At 60.4% G+C, this 19,629-nt stretch carries 14 protein-coding genes; 5 read left to right on the top strand and 9 right to left on the bottom strand.

Annotated features, from left to right (window positions below):
- Positions 1-150 precede the first annotated feature (150 nt).
- Genes mfd through V8J63_RS19510 form a run of 3 tightly spaced genes read left to right on the top strand, consistent with a single transcriptional unit; the run spans position 151 to position 6,879 of the window.
- Entirely contained in the window at positions 151-3,600 is a 3,450-nt protein-coding gene (gene mfd, locus V8J63_RS19520) for a transcription-repair coupling factor (RefSeq protein ID WP_024013632.1), read from the top strand.
- 10 nt (positions 3,601-3,610) lie between these two features.
- Complete coding sequence (locus V8J63_RS19515) at positions 3,611-4,177, top strand: CsiV family protein (protein ID WP_071173055.1); 567 nt, start codon at positions 3,611-3,613, stop codon at positions 4,175-4,177.
- A gap of 11 nt (positions 4,178-4,188) precedes the next feature.
- On the top strand, positions 4,189-6,879 hold the full coding sequence (locus V8J63_RS19510; RefSeq protein WP_073471435.1) for a DEAD/DEAH box helicase: 2,691 nt from the start codon (positions 4,189-4,191) through the stop codon (positions 6,877-6,879).
- 122 nt (positions 6,880-7,001) lie between these two features.
- Here the strand turns inward: V8J63_RS19510 and V8J63_RS19505 are convergent, their stop codons facing one another.
- The 4 genes from V8J63_RS19505 to V8J63_RS19490 form a co-directional block, all read right to left on the bottom strand.
- Complete coding sequence (locus tag V8J63_RS19505; RefSeq protein ID WP_336464511.1) at positions 7,002-10,295, bottom strand: DEAD/DEAH box helicase; 3,294 nt, start codon at positions 10,293-10,295, stop codon at positions 7,002-7,004.
- Positions 10,296-10,304: 9 nt separating this feature from the next.
- A complete protein-coding gene (locus V8J63_RS19500) occupies positions 10,305-11,042 on the bottom strand; it encodes an S-methyl-5'-thioinosine phosphorylase (RefSeq protein WP_130903096.1) in 738 nt (245 codons plus the stop codon).
- A gap of 12 nt (positions 11,043-11,054) precedes the next feature.
- On the bottom strand, positions 11,055-12,053 hold the full coding sequence (gene nagZ, locus V8J63_RS19495; protein ID WP_336464540.1) for a beta-N-acetylhexosaminidase: 999 nt from the start codon (positions 12,051-12,053) through the stop codon (positions 11,055-11,057).
- 170 nt (positions 12,054-12,223) lie between these two features.
- Positions 12,224-12,931, bottom strand: coding sequence for a TetR/AcrR family transcriptional regulator (locus tag V8J63_RS19490; RefSeq protein WP_016775489.1), 708 nt, complete (start codon positions 12,929-12,931; stop codon positions 12,224-12,226).
- A 229-nt stretch (positions 12,932-13,160) separates the two neighbouring features.
- On the opposite strand from V8J63_RS19490, the gene lexA reads away from it, so the two are divergent.
- Together lexA and sulA are read left to right on the top strand one after the other, a co-directional pair.
- Positions 13,161-13,769 carry a transcriptional repressor LexA gene (gene lexA / locus V8J63_RS19485; protein WP_016775490.1) on the top strand — a complete coding sequence of 203 codons (609 nt, stop codon included), beginning with the start codon at positions 13,161-13,163 and terminating at the stop codon, positions 13,767-13,769.
- 10 nt (positions 13,770-13,779) lie between these two features.
- Complete coding sequence (gene sulA / locus V8J63_RS19480; protein ID WP_024013637.1) at positions 13,780-14,253, top strand: SOS-induced cell division inhibitor SulA; 474 nt, start codon at positions 13,780-13,782, stop codon at positions 14,251-14,253.
- 96 nt (positions 14,254-14,349) lie between these two features.
- Here sulA and V8J63_RS19475 read toward each other — a convergent pair whose 3' ends face one another.
- The 5 genes from V8J63_RS19475 to fadA form a co-directional block, all read right to left on the bottom strand.
- Entirely contained in the window at positions 14,350-14,583 is a 234-nt protein-coding gene (locus V8J63_RS19475) for a hypothetical protein (RefSeq protein WP_003226592.1), read from the bottom strand.
- A 106-nt stretch (positions 14,584-14,689) separates the two neighbouring features.
- Positions 14,690-15,214, bottom strand: a complete 525-nt coding sequence (locus V8J63_RS19470; protein ID WP_095182364.1) for a DUF6586 family protein — start codon at positions 15,212-15,214, stop codon at positions 14,690-14,692.
- Positions 15,215-15,358: 144 nt separating this feature from the next.
- Positions 15,359-17,992 (bottom strand): type I DNA topoisomerase, encoded by a 2,634-nt coding sequence (topA, locus tag V8J63_RS19465; RefSeq protein ID WP_016775493.1) that lies wholly within the window; start codon positions 17,990-17,992, stop codon positions 15,359-15,361.
- A gap of 114 nt (positions 17,993-18,106) precedes the next feature.
- Complete coding sequence (locus tag V8J63_RS19460; protein WP_125927776.1) at positions 18,107-18,343, bottom strand: DUF1653 domain-containing protein; 237 nt, start codon at positions 18,341-18,343, stop codon at positions 18,107-18,109.
- Between the two features lie 93 nt (positions 18,344-18,436).
- Positions 18,437-19,612, bottom strand: a complete 1,176-nt coding sequence (gene fadA / locus V8J63_RS19455) for an acetyl-CoA C-acyltransferase FadA (protein ID WP_016775495.1) — start codon at positions 19,610-19,612, stop codon at positions 18,437-18,439.
- Between the last annotated feature and the right edge of the window lie 17 nt (positions 19,613-19,629).

Here is a 19,629-nt window from a genome sequence, read left to right as displayed (position 1 = left end):
ACTACATAACCATGAAAAAAGTGCTCGTTTTTATGGTTACCACTACATTTCGTCCAAACCATGAAGATAGACGCAGTCTGCAACTGACAGGCGGCACCGGAGGCCGCTACAATTACCGACTTTGTCGCAACGCCTGGAGCTCAACCTTCCGTGCCTGTTCTGCGTCTACCGCTACTCCCTGCCGAAGCAGGTAAACAGCACTGGGGCAATCTGCCCGGTGCCGCCCTCAGCCTGGCGATTGCCGAGGCTGCCAGCGCTGCCAAGCGCTTTACCCTGCTGCTGACCGCCGACAGCCAAAGCGCCGAACGGCTGGAACAGGAGCTGAGTTTCTTCGCCCCGGATTTGCCCGTACTGCATTTCCCCGACTGGGAAACCCTGCCCTACGACCTGTTCTCGCCGCACCAGGACATCATCTCCCAGCGCATCGCCAGCCTGTATCGCCTGCCGGAACTGGCCCACGGCGTGCTGGTGGTACCGATCACCACCGCCCTGCATCGCTTGGCGCCGACCAAGTTCCTCCTCGGCAGCAGCCTGGTGCTGGACATCGGCCAGAAGCTCGACGTCGAACAGATGCGTGCGCGGCTCGAAGCCAGCGGCTATCGCTATGTCGACACGGTGTACGAGCACGGCGAGTTCACCGTACGCGGCGCGCTGATCGACCTGTTCCCGATGGGCAGCAAGCTGCCGTATCGCATCGACCTGTTCGACGACGAAATCGAAACCCTGCGTACCTTCGATCCGGAAACCCAGCGCTCGATCGACAAGGTCGAGTCGGTCAAGCTGCTGCCGGCCCGCGAGTTTCCATTGCAGAAAGACGCAGTCACCCGCTTCAAGGCGCGTTTCCGTGAGCGCTTTGACGTCGATTTTCGCCGCTGCCCGATCTTTCAAGATTTAAGCAGCGGTATCACCCCGGCCGGCATCGAGTACTACCTGCCGCTGTTCTTCGACGAAACCTCGACGCTGTTCGACTACCTGCCCCAGGACACCCAGGTGTTCTCGCTGCCGGGCATCGAGCAGGCGGCGGAAAACTTCTGGAACGACGTGCGCAATCGTTACGAAGAACGCCGCGTCGATCCTTCGCGTCCTTTATTGCCACCGGCCGAACTGTTCCTGCCGGTAGAAGATTGCTTCGCGCGCCTGAAGAACTGGCCACGCGTCGTTGCCAGTCAACAGGACGTTGAAAGCGGCGTCGGCCGTGAGCGCTTCCCGGCCCATGCGCTGCCGGACCTGGCCATCGAAGCCAAGGCCACGCAACCGCTGGCGGCGCTGGCCGGCTTCCTCGAAGAATTCCCTGGTCGTGTGCTGTTCACCGCCGAGTCGGCGGGTCGTCGCGAAGTCCTGCTGGAACTGTTGGAACGCCTGAAGTTGCGGCCGAAAACCGTCGACAGCTGGCCAGACTTCGTTGCCAGCAAGGATCGTCTGGCGATCACCATCGCCCCGCTCGACGAAGGTCTGCTGCTCGACGACCCGGCGCTGGCGCTGGTGGCGGAAAGTCCGCTGTTCGGCCAACGGGTCATGCAACGTCGTCGCCGCGAGAAGCGCAGCGACGTCAGCAACGATGCGGTGATCAAGAACCTCACCGAACTGCGCGAAGGCGCGCCGGTGGTGCATATCGATCACGGCGTCGGCCGCTACCTGGGCCTGACGATTCTGGAAATCGACAATCAGGCCGCCGAATTCCTCACCCTCGAATACGCCGAGAACGCCAAGCTCTACGTGCCGGTAGCCAACCTGCACCTGATCGCACGTTACACCGGCAGCGACGATTCGCTCGCGCCGTTGCATCGCCTCGGTTCGGAAACCTGGCAGAAAGCCAAGCGCAAAGCCGCCGAGCAGGTGCGTGACGTCGCCGCCGAATTGCTCGACATTTATGCCCGTCGCGCCGCCCGCGAAGGTTATGCCTTCGCCGATCCGAAGGCCGATTACGCGACGTTCAGCGCCGGTTTCCCGTTCGAAGAAACACCCGATCAGCAAGCCACCATCGAGGCCGTGCGCGAAGACATGCTCGCGCCGAAACCGATGGATCGCCTGGTCTGCGGCGACGTTGGCTTCGGCAAGACCGAAGTGGCCATGCGCGCCGCGTTCATCGCCGTGCACGGCGGGCGTCAGGTGGCGATTCTGGTACCGACCACCCTGCTCGCCCAGCAGCACTACAACAGTTTCCGCGACCGCTTCGCCGACTGGCCGGTGACGGTCGAAGTGATGAGTCGCTTCAAATCGGCCAAGGAAGTCAACGCGGCGATCGCCGATCTTGCGGAAGGCAAGATCGACATTGTCATCGGCACGCACAAGCTGCTGTCCGACGACGTGAAGATCAAAAACCTCGGGCTGGTGATCATCGACGAAGAACACCGTTTTGGCGTACGCCAGAAAGAACAGCTCAAGGCCCTGCGCAGCGAAGTCGACATCCTCACCCTGACTGCGACGCCGATTCCGCGCACGCTGAACATGGCGGTGTCGGGCATGCGCGATCTGTCGATCATCGCCACGCCGCCAGCGCGACGCCTGTCGGTGCGCACCTTCGTCATGGAGCAGAACAAGAGCACGGTCAAAGAGGCCCTGCTGCGTGAACTGCTACGTGGTGGTCAGGTTTACTACCTGCACAACGATGTGAAGACCATCGAAAAATGCGCCGCCGACCTCGCCGAACTGGTGCCGGAAGCGCGCATCGGTATCGGCCACGGGCAGATGCGCGAACGTGAACTCGAACAGGTGATGAGCGACTTCTACCACAAGCGCTTCAACGTGCTGATCGCCTCGACCATCATCGAGACCGGCATCGACGTGCCGAGCGCCAACACCATCATCATCGAGCGCGCTGACAAGTTCGGCCTGGCCCAGTTGCACCAGTTGCGTGGTCGTGTCGGCCGCAGTCACCACCAGGCCTACGCCTACCTGCTGACGCCGCCGCGCCAGCAGATCACTTCCGACGCGGAAAAGCGTCTGGAGGCGATCGCCAATACCCAGGACCTCGGCGCCGGTTTCGTGCTGGCGACCAACGACCTGGAAATCCGTGGCGCCGGCGAACTGCTGGGCGATGGTCAGAGCGGGCAGATTCAGGCCGTCGGTTTCACCCTGTACATGGAAATGCTCGAGCGCGCAGTGAAGTCGATCCGCAAGGGCGAGCAGCCGAACCTCGATCAACCGCTTGGTGGCGGCCCGGAAGTCAATCTGCGGGTGCCGGCGCTGATTCCGGAAGATTATCTGCCGGATGTGCATGCGCGGTTGATTCTGTATAAACGCATCGCCTCGGCCACCGATGAGGAAGGCCTCAAGGACCTGCAGGTGGAGATGATCGACCGCTTCGGTCTGTTGCCGGAGCCGACCAAGAACCTGGTGCGGATCACCGCGCTGAAATTGCAGGCGGAAAAGCTCGGCATCAAGAAAGTCGACGGCGGGCCGCAAGGCGGGCGCATCGAGTTCGAAGCGCAGACGCCGGTTGACCCGATGACCCTGATCAAGCTGATCCAGACGCAGCCCAAGCGCTACAAGTTCGAAGGCGCGACGATGTTTAAATTCCAGGTGCCGATGGAGCGCCCGGAAGAACGTTTCAATACTGTCGAGGCGCTGTTTGAGCGTCTCATCCCGAAATCCGCTTGAAGGACGCCCGATGCGCCTGTTCCGCTCTCTGACTTTGTTGCTTGCACTTGCAGCACCGACGGCGTTTGCCGATGACACGTATCAGGTCGAAATGATCCTGGTGCGCCAGAATGCTGTCCCGGCCATCGTCAGCCGCGCCGCCCCGGAAGACTGGGCCGCAGGCGCCCAGCGTCTGGGCAGCGACAGCCAGCGCACCCCAGCGCTGAATGATGTGGTGAGCAAACTCACCGCCAGCGGCGAGTACACCGTGCTGATGCACAAGGCCTGGCAGCAGAGCCTCGGCGAAGCGCCGGCGAAAGTCGCGGTGAGCGAAGGTCAGGAGCAGTTCGGCCAGTTCCCGATCGAGGGCACGCTGGAAATGAAACTCGGCCGCTTCACCGACGTGACCGCCGATTTCTGGGTCAATCAGATCGACGCCAATGGCCTGGTCACCGCCAGTGAGCGCCTGCGCCAGGACAGCCACACCAAGAACGGCCAGCTCAATTACCTCGACAACGGTCATCTGGCCCTGCTGATCAAGATCACTTCCCTGACCGCGCCAGCGCCTCGCGAAGCGCCTGAAGTCGTGCCGGACTGACCGAAGTCCTTATGCCGCCGCCCCTGAGCAAACCGCTGGCCCCGTCGTGGGTCAGCCGATTCAAAGAACAGAGTCTGGAGCGCGGCCGCCGCTACGCTTTGGAGAATCGGGTGCGCATCGCCCAGGTCGGCGATGCGACCATCACCGCCAGTTGCGAAGGTTCTGGCGGTAGCGTTTACCGGCAGACCATCCATCTGCGCGAATCGGCCAAAGCCACTCTGCTGCTGGTCGACGCCACCTGCACCTGCCCGGTGCGCAGCAACTGCAAGCACTGTGCTGCGGTGCTGCTGAAAATCCAGGAAACCCTCGACTACCCCGCCGCCGCGAAAGACGCCGAGCTGCTGGAAAAACTCCAGGCCGTGCTGGAAAACCGCAGCCCGAAAGCACCGCCGCAAGTGCTGGTGGACAACGTGCAACCGGTGCCGCGCCTGTGGCTGGCGAGCGTCGAGTTCAGCGCCTTCGAGCCGCGCAACGGCAAGATGCAGCGCTACATTCAGCATCGTGCGGCGCTGTCGTTCAGCTATCTGGACGAATACGTCAGCGGGCAAAAACACAGCGATATCCTGATCCGTCAGGAAGCGCAGACCCTGCGGATAAAACGTCACCCGGACGTCGAACAGTCCTACCGCGAACAGTTGCGCATCCTCGGTTTCCGCATCGCCACAAGGCAGAGCAAAGCGCTGCCGGAAAGCGCCGGCGAACTCTACGAGATGGTCAACGACAGCGCCTGGCTGACCTTCACGCTGAATGACTTGCCGAAATTGCGCAGCCAAGGCTGGGAGTTGCAGATCGATGAGGAATTCGGCTTCGACCTGACCGCCGTCGATGACTGGTACGCCACCGTCGAACAGGCGCCGGAGCGCGACTGGTTCGATCTGGAACTGGGCATCATCGTCAACGGCGAGCGCCTGAGCCTGCTGCCGATCCTGCTGAATCTGATGCGCTCGCACACCGAGATCCTCAACCCGGAACGCCTCGCCCGCCGTCGCGATGACGAGCTGATTCTGGTCAACATTCCGCAACGCACCAGCGAGCATGGGCCGTTGCAAGTGGCGCTGCCGCTCGGTCGCTTGAAGCCGGTATTGATGACGCTGGGCGAGTTCTATTTGCAGGAGCCGGGCGAAACCACCCTGCGCCTGAGCAAGGCTGACGCCACCCGGCTCAATTCGCTGGAAGGCCTGCCGCTGTTGTGGGAAGGCGGCGAGCAGATGCGCACCTTCGCCCAGCGCCTGCGCGACATCCGCGATTTCAGCGCCGAAGCGCCGCAAGGCTTGAACGCGACGCTGCGCCCGTATCAGCTTGAAGGCTTGAGCTGGATGCAATCGCTGCGGCAACTGGAGGTCGGCGGCATTCTCGCGGACGACATGGGCCTGGGCAAAACCCTACAGACCCTGGCGCATATTCTCAGCGAGAAGAACGCCGGACGCCTCGATCGTCCGTGCATGGTGGTGATGCCGACCAGCCTGATTCCGAACTGGCTCGATGAGGCGGCGCACTTCACTCCGCAGCTGAAAGTGCTCGCCCTGTATGGCGCCACGCGCAAGAAACACTTCGACAATCTGGCCGACTTCGACCTGATCCTCACCACTTACGCCCTGTTGCCCAAGGACCTTGAGCGCTTGGCCAAACAGCCGCTGCACGTTCTGGTGCTGGACGAAGCGCAATACATCAAGAACCCCAACAGCAAAGCCGCCCAGGCCGCCCGCGAGCTGAATGCACGCCAGCGCCTGTGCCTCAGCGGCACGCCGCTGGAAAACCACTTGGGCGAGCTGTGGTCGCTGTTCCATTTCTTGCTGCCGGGCTGGCTCGGCGACGTGAAAAGTTTCAATGCCGATTACCGCGTGCCGATCGAAAAGCGCGGCAGTGAAGTCAGACTGCAGCACCTCAACGGTCGGATAAAACCGTTTCTGCTGCGCCGTACCAAAGAGCAGGTCGCCACGGAGCTGCCGCCGAAAACCGAAATCATTCATTGGGTCGAACTCAACGAAGCGCAGCGCGACGTGTACGAAACCATGCGCCTGGCGATGGACAAGAAGGTCCGTGACGAGATCACTCGCAAAGGCGTGGCACGCAGTCAGATCATCATTCTCGAAGCATTGCTCAAGCTGCGCCAGGTCTGCTGCGATCTGCGCCTGGTCAACGACGCCACCCTGCCCGCACGCGGCAGCACTTCGGGCAAGCTCGACAGCCTGATGGAAATGCTTGAGGAACTGTTCGAAGAAGGCCGGCGAATCCTGCTGTTCTCGCAATTCACTTCGATGCTGACATTGATCGAAGAGGAATTGAAAAAACGCAAGATCGCTTACGCCCTTCTCACTGGCCAGACCCGTGACCGGCGCACACCGGTGAAGGAATTCCAGAGCGGCACGCGCCAGATCTTCCTGATCAGCCTGAAGGCTGGCGGTGTCGGTTTGAACCTCACCGAAGCCGATACGGTGATTCACTACGACCCGTGGTGGAACCCGGCAACCGAGAATCAGGCGACTGACCGGGCGTATCGTATTGGCCAGGAAAAACCGGTGTTCGTCTACAAGATGATTGCCCGGGGCACAGTGGAAGAGAAGATTCAGCACCTGCAGAAGGAAAAGTCTGACCTGGCAGCGGGCGTGCTCGATGGGCGCAAGGCCGGGGACTGGAAGTTGCAGAGCGATGATATTGAAGCGCTGTTTGCGCCGTTGCCGGACAAGATCGATAAGCGCTGAAGTCGGCGTCGCTGATCAGATAGCTTTCGCGAGCAGGCTCGCTCCCACACGATCCAGATTCACTGAAGATCAAATGTGGGAGCGAGCTTGCTCGCGAATGGCCACACCGCGGTTCAAACCCTTCAACCTCTGGTAACCGGCAAAGGCGCAAACAACGCCTCGATATCACTCTGTTCCAGTTTGAATCCGCCCGTCGTGCCACCCTCAAGCACCGCCCCGGCCAGCGCCGCTTTCTCCTGCTGCAACGCCTGGATCTTTTCTTCGACGGTGCCTTTGGCAATCAACTTGTAGACGAACACCGGATTGTTCTGCCCGATGCGATACGCCCGATCAGTCGCCTGATTCTCCACCGCCGGGTTCCACCACGGGTCGAAGTGAATCACCGTGTCCGCCGCCGTCAGGTTCAGACCGGTACCGCCGGCCTTGAGGCTGATCAGAAACAACGGCACCTTGCCGCCCTGGAAATCCCTCACTGGCGTGCGCCGGTCGGTGGTGTCGCCGGTCAGCAACGAGTAAGCAAGACCGCGCTGCTGCAACTCCTGCTCGATCAGCGCCAGCATCGAGGTGAATTGGGAGAACAGCAGAATGCGCCGACCTTCGCCGAGCAATTCTTCGAGCATCTCCATCAGGCTGATCAGCTTGCCGCTGCCCGAGCGCAACGCCTTCGCCGTCAGCGGCATATTGACCAGGCGCAGATCGCAGCAGACCTGGCGCAGCTTGAGCAGCGCATCGAGGATGATGATCTGACTGCGCGCCACGCCGCTGCGGGCGATTTCGTCGCGGACCTTTTTGTCCATCGCCACACGCACCGTCTCATAGACGTCGCGCTGACCATCGCTGAGTTCGACCCAGTGGATGATCTCGGTTTTCGGCGGCAACTCGGTGGCGACCTGATCCTTCTTGCGCCGCAGCAAAAACGGCTTGATGCGCGCGGTCAGGTGCTGCATGCGCTGCACATTGCCGTGCTTCTCGATCGGCGTGCGGTAATCGCGGTTAAAGGATTTGCTGTCGCCGAGCCAGCCGGGCATGAGGAAATGGAACTGCGACCACAGCTCACCGAGGTGGTTTTCCAGCGGCGTACCGCTCAGACACAAGCGCTGACGGGCCTGTAAGTCACGGGCGGCCTGGGCGGCTTTGCTCAGCGGGTTCTTGATGTTCTGCGCTTCGTCGAGAATCAGCACGCTCCACGACTGCGGCTGCAAGATCTCCAGATCCCTGGGCAGCAATGCGTAAGTGGTCAGCACCAAGTCGTATGCGCCCAGATTGGCAAAGTCCTTTTGCCGCCCAGTGCCGTGCAGCGCCAGGACTTTCAACTGCGGCGTGAAGCGCTCGGCTTCGTCGAGCCAGTTGGGAATCAGGCTGGTGGGCATCACCGCCAGTGCCGGACAGTCCAGACGCCCGGCGTGTTTCTCCGTGAGCAGATGCGCCAGGGTCTGCAAAGTTTTGCCCAAGCCCATGTCATCGCCCAGAATGCCGCCGACCTCCAGCTCGCGCAGGGTCTGCATCCAGTTCAGGCCTTCGAGCTGATACGGGCGCAGTTGCGCATTGAGGCCGGCCGGCGCAGCAACCTGGGCGTGGCTGGAATTCTGCAGACGCTTGGCAAAAGTGCGCAGACGTTCGCCGCCCTGCCAATCCAGCGGCACGCCATCGAGCATACTCAGACGCGCGGCGTCTGGAGCGGTCAAGCGCAGCGCATCACCCTGATGGCCGCCCAGGTACAACTCGCCCAGCGTCGCCATCAACGGTTTGACCCGACTCAGCGGCAACGCGACCTTGGCGCCCGCCGGCTGGCCAAAACCGCTGGGCTTGAGCTCGATGAGGATTTTTTCATCATCGCTGCGCTGCGCCAGATTGACCGGGTCGAGCAAGCGCGACTGGGTCCGCAACAGGTGCAGAAGAATCGGCAGCAAGCTGTAGCGCTCGCCGTTGACGACGATACCCAACTGCAGATCAAACCACTGATGCGTGGCCTCTTCTTCGACCTCGGCGTACCACTGCTCAACCGGTTGTACATCGAAATGGAAACCGGGACTGATCTCGATTTTCCAGTCTGCGGCGCGCAGTGTGGCCAGCCCTTCGTGCATGAACCCGAGCCAGGCGGAATCATCCGGCAAGGTAAACATCTCGCCAGGACGATCCATTGCACTCTTGCGCGTGGCTTTCTTGAAGCCATGTTTTTGCAGGTTCTGGCGCAGCTTCTTTTCCAGCGCCGGTTGACGCTGAATGCGCTGGGTTTCGCTGCCGTTGAGGATCATCACTTCCGGGTTGCGATCCACCGCCGGATGACCGTTGTAGGTAAACAGCAGAGCGGCGCGGTGCTCCAGCACATATTCCCAGCGCGAGCGTTCTCGACCGCTGACCAGGGTCAGTTGCGGCTGCGGCAGCACGTCATCGATGATCCGTTCGGTGAGCTTGTGCGGTGGCGCAATTTGGGTCGCCGCGCTCATACGATGGCTGAACTGCATGGCCTGACGCGCCGGAATGTCTGGCGCCAGGGTCAAATGGCAGGCGAGCTTTTCTTCCAGCTCAGTGAACAGCGGGCCAACCTGGCGCTGCTCACGATCAAGGTAATAAAGCGGCTCCAGCGCCAGCACGGTTTCCTGCGCGGCTTCGGCACTGCTCCATTGCGCGCGGAATCCGCCGTCAGCCTGCTCGGCCCAAGAGAACTGACCGACGCGTTTCGCCCCCGGTGTCAGCGCTCGCAGGTCTTCGAAGTCGAGGAACAGCCGCGAGGTGCGCAGGAGCATTTCCAGCAGTTCGGCGCCACTGCTGCCTTCCAGCGGATAGCCGCTGTAATAGGCGTGATGGGAATGCATGGCGACCAACAGCCGGGCGATGCGCAGATCCAGCTCGGACAGGTAGCCGGGCTGGCGCATGAGCATTTCCGCGAGCGAGTACATCGGTTTGACTTCGCGTAACTCGCCGCTCTTGAGCTGGTAGACCTTGAAAATATCCAGCAGCCACTTGCCGTTCGCAGACGTCGGCTTGAGCTTGTAAAACAGACGCGTACCTGCGGTTTGCGCACTTTCTTCAGCGGGCTTGGCCGGCACGGGAATTGTCGAAAGCCAATGCTCCAGCGCTCGTCCCAACGGGGTCTGCGCGTCACTTCCAGACGCATCCTCGCCAGTGCCCAGCAGGTGATAGAGCACCGCTGCGCTGTGCTTGCAGTCGATTGCAACAGGACAGCTGCACAGGCAACGCAGGTTTACCGACCCCAGCCGATCTTCGGACAGGTAAATGCTTTGCGCATACGTCTGGGGGTGAGAACCGACGCAGAACGCCTCAATCTTCCTGTCATCGATCTCGAGGATCTCGACCCGGTCATCGGCGGCATAAGCCCGGGCCTTGGCCAACGCCTTGCTACTAAATGCGTGGGTCCATGTCAGCCCTTTAAGCCGCTCGATGAAAATGCTCATGGACAGTCCTTAGCTGGCCAGCACTCGGGCCAACGTTGATTTCACCTTGCCCATGCCATCGTGCAGGGCCTGCTCGATTTCAGCCATGGTGATGACTTCGGTGGTCTTGCCGGCTGCAGGATTCACCACCAGCGCCAGACAGGCGTAATCCAGATCCAGCTCACGGGCAAGCGCCGCTTCCGGCATGCCGGTCATGCCGACGATGTCGCAGCCGTCACGTTCCAGTCGCACGATCTCGGCGACCGTTTCCAGACGCGGTCCCTGGGTGCAGGCGTACACGCCTTGATCGCTGAATTCGCAGCCTTCGGCGGCGACTGCTGCAATCAATTGCTGACGCAACGGCTCGCTGTAGGGAAAGCTGAAATCGATGTGGGTGACGTGTTCCAGATCATCGGCGAAAAAGGTGTGCTCGCGCCCGCTGGTGTAGTCGACGATCTGGTGCGGCACACAGAAATGCCCGGTACCCATGGCCGGATGAATCCCGCCCACTGCATTCACGGCAATGATCGCTTCGGCACCCGCCTGCTTCAGCGCCCACAGATTGGCGCGGTAGTTGACCTTGTGCGGCGGGAAACGATGCGGGTGACCGTGACGGGCGAGGAACAGCACTTCCTTGCCGGCGTACTCACCAATCTGCACCTCGGCCGAAGGCGCGCCGTACGGGGTGTCGACTGCCAGCGACTGGCGAATGCTCAGGCCTTCGAGCTGAGTCAGGCCAGTGCCACCGATGATTGCGTAAACGGTCATAACGAAAAATCCTTAATCGATCAGTTGAGCGTCTTTGAGCGCGCCGAGGGCGGTGAGCCAACGCGGGTCCTGACGATAATCGGTGCTGGCGAAGGCCTGCCCGCGCATCTTCGCGATGCGCGCGGAAGGCTTGACCTTCATGCGCTGCGCGGCGCTCAGGGCCAGCTCGGCAGCGGCGCGGTCGTTGCACACCAGACCCATGTCGCAACCGGCACTCAGCGCGGCTTCGATGCGGCTGGCAGCGTCGCCGACCACGTGGGCGCCGGCCATCGACAGATCATCGCTGAAGATCACGCCGTCGAACTGCAACTCGCCGCGCAGGATCTCCTGCAGCCAGCGTCGGGAGAAACCGGCGGGCTGCGAGTCGACTTGCGGATAGATGACGTGGGCCGGCATCACGGCGGCCAGCTGCTTGCTCAAACGGGCGAAGGGCACCAGATCATTGGCGCGGATTTCGTCGAGACTGCGCTCGTCGTTCGGAATCGCCACGTGGGAGTCGGCTTCGGCCCAGCCGTGGCCCGGGAAATGTTTGCCGGTGGCGGCCATGCCGGCGCTGTTCATGCCGCGAATGAATGCACCGGCGAGCAAGGCTGCGCGCTCGGGATCGCCTTCGAAGGAACGGGTACCGACCACAGCGCTGCGCTGATAGTCCAGGTCCAATACAGGGGCGAAACTCAGATCGAGCCCGACCGCCAGCACTTCGGTGGCCATAATCCAGCCGCATTGCTCGGCGAGATACTCTGCATTCGAGTTATCGGCGATGGCGCGCATCGCTGGCAGACGGACGAAACCCTGACGCAGACGCTGCACGCGCCCGCCCTCTTGATCCACCGCCAGCAGCAGATCCGGGCGAATCGCGCGGATCGCGGCGCTCAGTTCGCGTACCTGGCGTGGATGCTCGATGTTGCGGGCGAAAATGATCAGGCCGCCCACTTCGGGCTGACGCAACAATTGGCGATCTTCGGCCGTCAGCCAGGTACCGGCGACGTCCACCATCAACGAGCCTTGCAGGCCAGCAGTCATAGAGATTCCTTGAAAACGAAAAACCCGATCTGCGCGCAATCGCTACCGTGGGCAATGCCCGGACGGTCAGCAGAATTCATGCAGATCGGGTTCAGTACGAGAGTCGGCATGGCCGGCTAGCTTAGCGGATACCAGCTGCCGCGCCCACCCGTGCGCGGTCAAACCTTGGCGGCGACCGGCATGGATTTGCTGCGCGGACGCAATTGCGCGCTGGCCATGGCTGTATCGGTGACGCCGGTTTCGGCGCGCATGCCGGCAGCGAGGAACGGCACCATCAGGCGCATCACTTGTTCGATGGAGGTATTGACGCCGAAATCGGTCTCGGCAATCGCGCGCAAGGCCTTGATCCCGGACATGCTGAACGCAGCGGCGCCAAGCATGAAGTGCACGCGCCAGAACAGTTCGATCGGCGGAATGCGTGGCGCCGCTTCATTGACCAGCAGCATGTAGCGGCGGAACACCTTGCCGTACATGTCTTCCAGATAACGTCGCAAGTGGCCCTGGCTTTGACTGAACGCGAGGCCGAGCAAGCGCATGAAGATCGACAGGTCATTACCGCTGCGAGGCTGCACGACGAGCGCTTGCTCGACGAGAATTTCCAGCAATTCTTCGAGGGTCGGCTTGTTCTCAGGCTTGGCCTGACGGCGCTCCAGCTCTTTATCGAGACTGACGCAGAACGGACCGAGGAAGCGCGAGAATACCGCCTGGATCAGCGCCTTTTTCGAGCCGAAGTGATAATTCACCGCAGCCAGATTGACGCCAGCCTTGCTGGTGATCAAACGCAATGAGGTTTCAGCGAATCCTTTCTCCGCGAACAACTGCTCGGCAGCATCAAGAATGCGTTCAACGGTTTCCGACTGGGCCATGGCTACTCCGCCTGACAAACACTTGTTTGAAACATACGTTTCAGCCTGTGCCTTGTCAAGCCTGCCGGTTCGTTTTGGGAATGGTCGGTCAGCTATTTAACCACACAAGGCGCCAGCATTAATAAGCGCCCTTCGCGACCGCTCGGCGGGCGGCAAAAAAACGCCCATTGCCAAGACTGCTTCACTGTATATAATCCCAGTCACTGTATAAAAAGACAGAGCGATCAATATGCTAAAGCTGACGCCACGCCAAGCCGAGATTCTGGCCTTCATCAAACGTTGCCTCGAAGACAACGGCTATCCGCCCACCCGTGCGGAAATCGCTCAGGAACTGGGTTTCAAATCGCCAAATGCGGCGGAAGAACATCTCAAGGCCCTCGCCCGCAAGGGCGCGATCGAGATGACCCCAGGTGCTTCTCGCGGCATCCGTATTCCCGGCTTCGAAGCCAAGGCCGATGATTCCACCCTGCCGATCATTGGCCGAGTGGCTGCCGGCGCGCCGATCCTCGCCCAGCAGCACATCGAAGAATCCTGCAACATCAACCCGACCTTCTTCCATCCTCGCGCCGACTACCTGTTGCGTGTGCACGGCATGAGCATGAAGGATATCGGCATCTTCGACGGCGACCTGCTGGCAGTACATACCACCCGCGAAGCGCGTAACGGCCAGGTTGTGGTTGCGCGTATCGGCGACGAAGTGACGGTCAAACGCTTCAAGCGTGAAGGCAGCAAGGTCTGGCTGATCGCTGAAAACCCCGAGTTCGCCCCTATCGAAGTCGACCTGAAAGATCAGGAACTGGTGATCGAAGGCTTGAGTGTCGGCGTCATTCGCCGCTAAAGGAGGCTCCATGCAGTTCCCACACACACCTCAGCAAACACAACTGCCTTTGTTTGAAGCGTTTCTGGCGCAGCCGCTAGCGCCGATCCTCAAAGACGTGGTCGAGCGTGACTGGAACGCCAAACCTGACGCCTTCAGTGAGCTATCACTGCGCGGTGCGGCCGGGAACTGCCTGAACCTGCTCGCCCCGATCCTGCGTGAGCTCAGCGAGGATCAGGATGCTCGCTGGCTGACGCTGATCGCCCCACCCGCCAGTCTGACGCAAACCTGGCTGCGCGATGCCGGCCTGAATCGCGAACGCATTCTACTGCTGCAACCGCGCGGCACTCAAAGTGCTCAGCAACTGGCGTGCGAAGCGTTGCGACTGGGTCGCAGCCACACCGTGGTGACATGGCTAAACCCGTTGAATGCCAATTCGCGGCAACAACTGATCAGCGCCGCGCGTACGGGCGAAGCGCAGAGCCTGAACATTCGTTTGGGTTGATTGATGGTAATGCGCGCCGTGTGAAGCGCAGGGCTTCTCCAGGGACAGAGAAGCCGATCTGAAGCGCAAGCGACCGAGAAAAGGCCAAAGCGTGAATCAATGAAGAACCCGCGGCCCCTCTTCCTTATCAAACTCGCCTTCAACCATACGACCCGCCATCTGCACGCCAACGCTCAACATCGCTTTGGCGATTTCAACGTGCTGGCCCTGCAGGAACGCTTTGGCATCCTCGGAGAAATCCAGCGTCACCAGAGAACCTTCGTCCTCAGCCCTGCGCAGTTCGATTCGGCCGTCTGGTAACTCGACAATTTCTAGAAAGGACGTTGGCATATAGGTCTGTTCTCCACGAAAGGCAGCGATTATATAGACATCATTCGAGCTTCGCTCAGGATCTTGACCAGCAGCATGTTTCAGATTGCCACTGCGCCAAACTACCTCAGCACTCGTTCAAGCCTTCCCGGAAACGCAGGGCCAGGCCCTTGAGGTTCTGCCGCCAGCTCTCCAGCTCATCTCGACTGAGCTCTTCTGGCGCCTCTTCTTCATCAAGATTAATCGCTTGGATCAGTGGCTGCGTCACATCGCCTTTCGGCTTGCGTGGCGCCCTCGGTGGCTGAAACAGTGCTGCGTGCGCCGCCAGCAGTTTCGCCAGCCAGGTTTCCGGATTACCGGCCAGCTCGACCATTTCCGCCAGCTCCGGGATCGCTATCGATTCCAGCACTTCGCGCCTCAGCAACTCCTCCGCCCTCGGCGAATTGGCCTGCGGCAGACGATAAAAGCCAGCGATCTCATGACACAAGCCCAGCAGCGCGCCGTATAGGTGGAACAACGCCGACTCACGCCCGGCCTGGATCAGCGCCAGAGAATTCATCGCCCGCCCTTCTTCAGCACGAGCCAGAGCTTCGAGTGACAGCCCAGCGAAATAGATCTTCTGGTTGGTGCGGGTATAGAGTTCGTGGGCCATGACGGCAGCCTCCACAACGAAATAATTGCTTCACACAGGCCCGGCAGTGTCATGGATCAACCAATGCCAGCGCAAGCACAAAACAAAAAGGCCGCATGAAACCCCCAAGGTTTCATGCGGCCTTTTCGCTGTTCAGACTAGCGCTTACTCAGCCTTGGCCTTTGCGCTGCGCTTGTCTTCAACAGTCCACTTGCCACCGTCGTAATACGCCTTCCAGCCTGTCGGTTTGCCATCGACTTCTGTCTGTACGTATTGCTCCTTGGTCTTGCGGCTGTAGCGGATGACCGCTGGCAGACCGTCAGGATCCTTTTGCGGAGCCTCGCACAGGAAGTGGTACTTCGGATCGATCTCGTCCTTGTGCGGCAGAATCTCGATCACCAACGGAGCGCGGGTCTCGCGGTTTTTCGGGAACTGACTGGCGGCCAGGAACAGACCGGACGCACCATCGCGCAGGATATAGGTGTCGTTGACCTTTTCGCATTTCAGCTCAGGCATCTTCACCGGATCCATCTTCGGCGGCGCTGCATCACCGCTTTTCAGCAGTTTGCGGGTGTTCTTGCACTCCGGGTTGGTGCAACCGAAGAACTTGCCGAAACGGCCCGTCTTGAGCTGCATCTCACTGCCGCACTTATCGCATTCCAGACTCGGACCTTCATAGCCCTTGATGCGATAGCTGCCTTCTTCAATTTCGTAACCGGCGCAATCCGGGTTGTTGCCGCAGATGTGCAGCTTGCGCTTTTCGTCCAGCAGGTAGGCGTCCATCGCCGTGCTGCAGATCGGGCAGCGATGCTTGCCACGCAGTACCAGCGATTCCGATTCGCCCTCGTCGTCCGCTGCGATTTCATCGCCCGGCACCAGGTTGACCGTGGCCTTGCAGCGCTCTTTCGGCGGCAGGCTGTAGCCCGAGCAGCCGAGGAACACGCCAGTCGATGCGGTACGAATCTGCATCGGACGACCGCATGTGGTGCACGGAATGTCAGTCATTACCGGCTGGTTGGCGCGCATGCCGCTGTCCGGGTTTTCCGCTACTTCGAGTTTCTTCTTGAAGTCGCCGTAAAACTCGTCCAGCACATTTTTCCAGTCGCGCTCGCCCTGCGCCACGTCATCGAGGTTCTCTTCCATGCCGGCAGTGAACCCGTAGTCCATGAGATTGGAGAAGCTCTCGGACAGACGCTCGGTGACGATGTCGCCCATCTTTTCCGAGTAGAAACGACGGTTGTGCAGGGTCACATAACCGCGATCCTGAATGGTCGAAATGATCGCAGCGTAGGTCGAAGGACGACCGATGCCGCGCTTTTCCATTTCCTTGACCAGACTGGCTTCGGAATAACGCGCCGGTGGCTTGGTGAAATGCTGCGACGGATCGAGCTTGATCAGCTTCATCACATCGCCCTGGGCCATGTCCGGCAGCACGTCATCATCGCCAGGCTTGGCAATCTGCGGCATCACGCGGGTGTAACCGTCGAACTTCAGAATACGGCCCTTGGCACGCAGTTCGAAGTCGCCAGCGCCGACGCTGACGGTGGTCGACAGGTACTGCGCCGGCAGCATCTGGCAGGCGAGGAACTGGCGCCAGATCAGCTCGTACAGACGCTCGGCATCACGCTCCATACCCGCCAGCTTGCTCGGCGTGGTGTTAGCGTCGGACGGACGAATCGCTTCGTGAGCCTCTTGCGCGCCTTCCTTGCTGCTGTAGACGTTCGGCGTTTCCGGCAGGTACTTCTTGCCGAATTCGTCCTCGATGTAAGTGCGCGCCATCGCCACGGCGTCGGCCGAGAGATTGGTCGAGTCGGTACGCATGTAAGTGATGTAGCCGGCTTCGTAAAGACGCTGGGCCATCATCATGGTTTTCTTAACGCCGAAACCAAGGCGGTTGCTCGCAGCCTGCTGCAAGGTCGACGTGATGAACGGCGCCGAGGGTTTGCTGCTGGTCGGCTTGTCTTCGCGCTTGACGATGCTGTAGCTGGAAGACTTGAGCTTCTCCAGCGCAGCCATGGCCTGGGCTTCGTTCAGCGGCTTGAAGGCTTCGCCTTTTTCGCGAGCCACTTCGAAACGCACGGTCGAGCCTTTGGCAGTGCCGAGATCAGCATGCACTTCCCAGTATTCTTCGGGATTGAACGCACGGATTTCGCGCTCACGCTCGACCACCAGTTTCACCGCAACCGATTGCACGCGCCCGGCAGACAGACCACGGGCGATCTTGGCCCACAGCAGCGGCGAGACCATGTAGCCGACGACGCGGTCGAGGAAACGACGCGCCTGCTGAGCGTTGACACGATCAATGTCCAGCTCGCCCGGCTCGGAGAAGGCTTCCTGAATCGCCTTCTTGGTGATCTCGTTGAACACCACGCGCTTGTAACGGCTGTCGTCACCACCGATGGCTTCGCGCAGGTGCCAGGCAATGGCTTCCCCCTCGCGATCCAAGTCGGTTGCGAGATAGATGGTGTCAGCATCCTTGGCGAGCCGGCGCAGCTCTTCGATGACCTTTTCTTTGCCCGGGAGGATCTCGTACTGGGCTTTCCAGCCGTGTTCGGGATCGACGCCCATGCGCGAGACCAGCTGCTTGCGCGCTTTCTCTTTCGGCGAGAGCACCGGACCTTCGCCCGCAGCAGCCTTGCCGCGCTTGGCGGCTGGCTCTTTGCTGGCGCTAGCCGAACCGCTGGTGGGCAGGTCTCGGATATGGCCGATACTCGACTTCACCACGTATTGGTTACCCAGATACTTGTTGATGGTCTTGGCCTTAGCCGGGGATTCCACAATGACCAGCGATTTGCCCATGGATCAGAAAATTCCTGAATTCTAGAAGTGAAAGGCGGTTGGCGCCTGACGCGGCACCGCTATATATAGTTGATACAAGGTGAGGTCAAGCGCAGGGTTGTCTGCGCAGTCGCCTCAAACCTTGTCAAAAAGGCTCGGTTCGGCTTGCACCAAAGCAAAGCGCGGCACCTGCTCGCCGTCAACCTCGACCGACTCGACGAACATGCTCAACGGGCGCACCCAAAAGCCGTAATCGCCATACAGGGCTTGGTAAAAGACCACTTCTTCTTCGGTTTCGGAATGGCGCGCAATACTGAATACACGGTATTGCGGACCCTTGTAATGTTGGTAGAGCCCAGGTTGTATCGGCATGCTTCGGCCCTCACTGAAATCTTTTCAAAAATAAATAAAAAACCCAAAAACAAAAACCGGGGCACTGGGCCCCGGCTTCCATCGACGAGACGCTTAAACGCGTTCGAAGACGGTGGAGATGCCTTGGCCGAGACCAATGCACATAGTGGCCACCCCGAAGGTGCCGCTATTCTGCTTCATCACGTTCAACAGGGTGCCGGAAATACGTGCACCGGAGCAACCGAACGGGTGACCCAGGGCGATCGCGCCGCCGTGCAGGTTAACCTTCTCGTTCATCTTGTCGAGCACTTTCAGATCTTTCAGCACTGGCAAGGCCTGTGCGGCGAAAGCTTCGTTGAGCTCGAAGAAGTCGATATCGTTGATGCCAAGGCCCGCACGCTTCAGGGCTTTTTGTGTCGCCGGTACTGGACCATAGCCCATGATCGCCGGGTCCACACCCGCTACTGCCATCGAACGGATCACCGCCATCGGCTGGATACCCAGGTCCTGTGCACGCTGCGCCGACATCACGATCATGCACGAAGCACCGTCGGTGATCTGCGACGAAGTACCGGCAGTAACGGTGCCGCCCTTCGGATTGAAGGCCGGCTTGAGCGCCGCCAGACTTTCCAGGGTGGTTTCCGGACGAATGGTTTCGTCGTAGTCGTACAGTTTCAGGAAACCGTTCTCGTCGTAACCCTGCATCGGGATGATTTCGTCTTTGAACTTGCCTTCCACGGTTGCCTTGTGGGCCAACTGGTGGGAACGCACGCCAAAGGCATCCTGTTGCTCACGAGTAATGCCGTGCATCTTGCCAAGCATTTCGGCGGTCAGGCCCATCATGCCCGAGGCTTTCGCCGCGTACAGCGACATGTGCGGGTTCGGATCGACACCATGCATCATGCTCACGTGGCCCATGTGCTCGACGCCGCCGACCACGAACACGTCACCGTTGCCGGTCATGATCGCTTGCGCAGCAGTGTGCAGCGCGCTCATCGACGAGCCACACAGACGGCTGACGGTCTGGCCGGCCGAGGTGTGCGGAATCTGGGTCATCAGCGACGCCATGCGCGCGATGTTCCAGCCCTGCTCCAGGGTCTGGTTGACGCAGCCCCAGATCACGTCCTCGACTTCCGCCGGGTCGACCTTGCTGTTGCGTTCCAGCAGTTTGCTGATCAGGTGCGCCGACATATCTTCGGCGCGGGTGTTGCGGTGCATGCCGCCCTTGGAGCGGCCCATCGGAGTACGACCGAAGTCGACAATCACGACGTCTCTAGGATTCAAGCTCATAAGTTCACTCTCACTCT

Source organism: Pseudomonas sp. CCNWLW23, assembly GCF_037095675.1.
In the GTDB taxonomy this organism is placed as follows: domain Bacteria; phylum Pseudomonadota; class Gammaproteobacteria; order Pseudomonadales; family Pseudomonadaceae; genus Aquipseudomonas; species Aquipseudomonas atacamensis.
Note: the sequence above shows the minus strand (reverse complement) of the source record. Positions and strands in the feature narration are given on the sequence as shown.

What these genes read in the sequence shown, in the direction of transcription:
- V8J63_RS19515 (WP_071173055.1), top strand. Translation starts at nt 3,611, where the DNA reads ATGCGCCTGTTCCGCTCTCTGACTTTGTTGCTTGCACTTGCAGCACCG.
- V8J63_RS19510 (WP_073471435.1), top strand. Translation starts at nt 4,189, where the DNA reads ATGCCGCCGCCCCTGAGCAAACCGCTGGCCCCGTCGTGGGTCAGCCGA.
- V8J63_RS19505 (WP_336464511.1), bottom strand. Translation starts at nt 10,295, where the DNA reads ATGAGCATTTTCATCGAGCGGCTTAAAGGGCTGACATGGACCCACGCA.
- V8J63_RS19500 (WP_130903096.1), bottom strand. Translation starts at nt 11,042, where the DNA reads ATGACCGTTTACGCAATCATCGGTGGCACTGGCCTGACTCAGCTCGAA.
- V8J63_RS19490 (WP_016775489.1), bottom strand. Translation starts at nt 12,931, where the DNA reads ATGGCCCAGTCGGAAACCGTTGAACGCATTCTTGATGCTGCCGAGCAG.
- lexA (WP_016775490.1), top strand. Translation starts at nt 13,161, where the DNA reads ATGCTAAAGCTGACGCCACGCCAAGCCGAGATTCTGGCCTTCATCAAA.
- sulA (WP_024013637.1), top strand. Translation starts at nt 13,780, where the DNA reads ATGCAGTTCCCACACACACCTCAGCAAACACAACTGCCTTTGTTTGAA.
- V8J63_RS19475 (WP_003226592.1), bottom strand. Translation starts at nt 14,583, where the DNA reads ATGCCAACGTCCTTTCTAGAAATTGTCGAGTTACCAGACGGCCGAATC.
- V8J63_RS19470 (WP_095182364.1), bottom strand. Translation starts at nt 15,214, where the DNA reads ATGGCCCACGAACTCTATACCCGCACCAACCAGAAGATCTATTTCGCT.
- topA (WP_016775493.1), bottom strand. Translation starts at nt 17,992, where the DNA reads ATGGGCAAATCGCTGGTCATTGTGGAATCCCCGGCTAAGGCCAAGACC.
- V8J63_RS19460 (WP_125927776.1), bottom strand. Translation starts at nt 18,343, where the DNA reads ATGCCGATACAACCTGGGCTCTACCAACATTACAAGGGTCCGCAATAC.
- fadA (WP_016775495.1), bottom strand. Translation starts at nt 19,612, where the DNA reads ATGAGCTTGAATCCTAGAGACGTCGTGATTGTCGACTTCGGTCGTACT.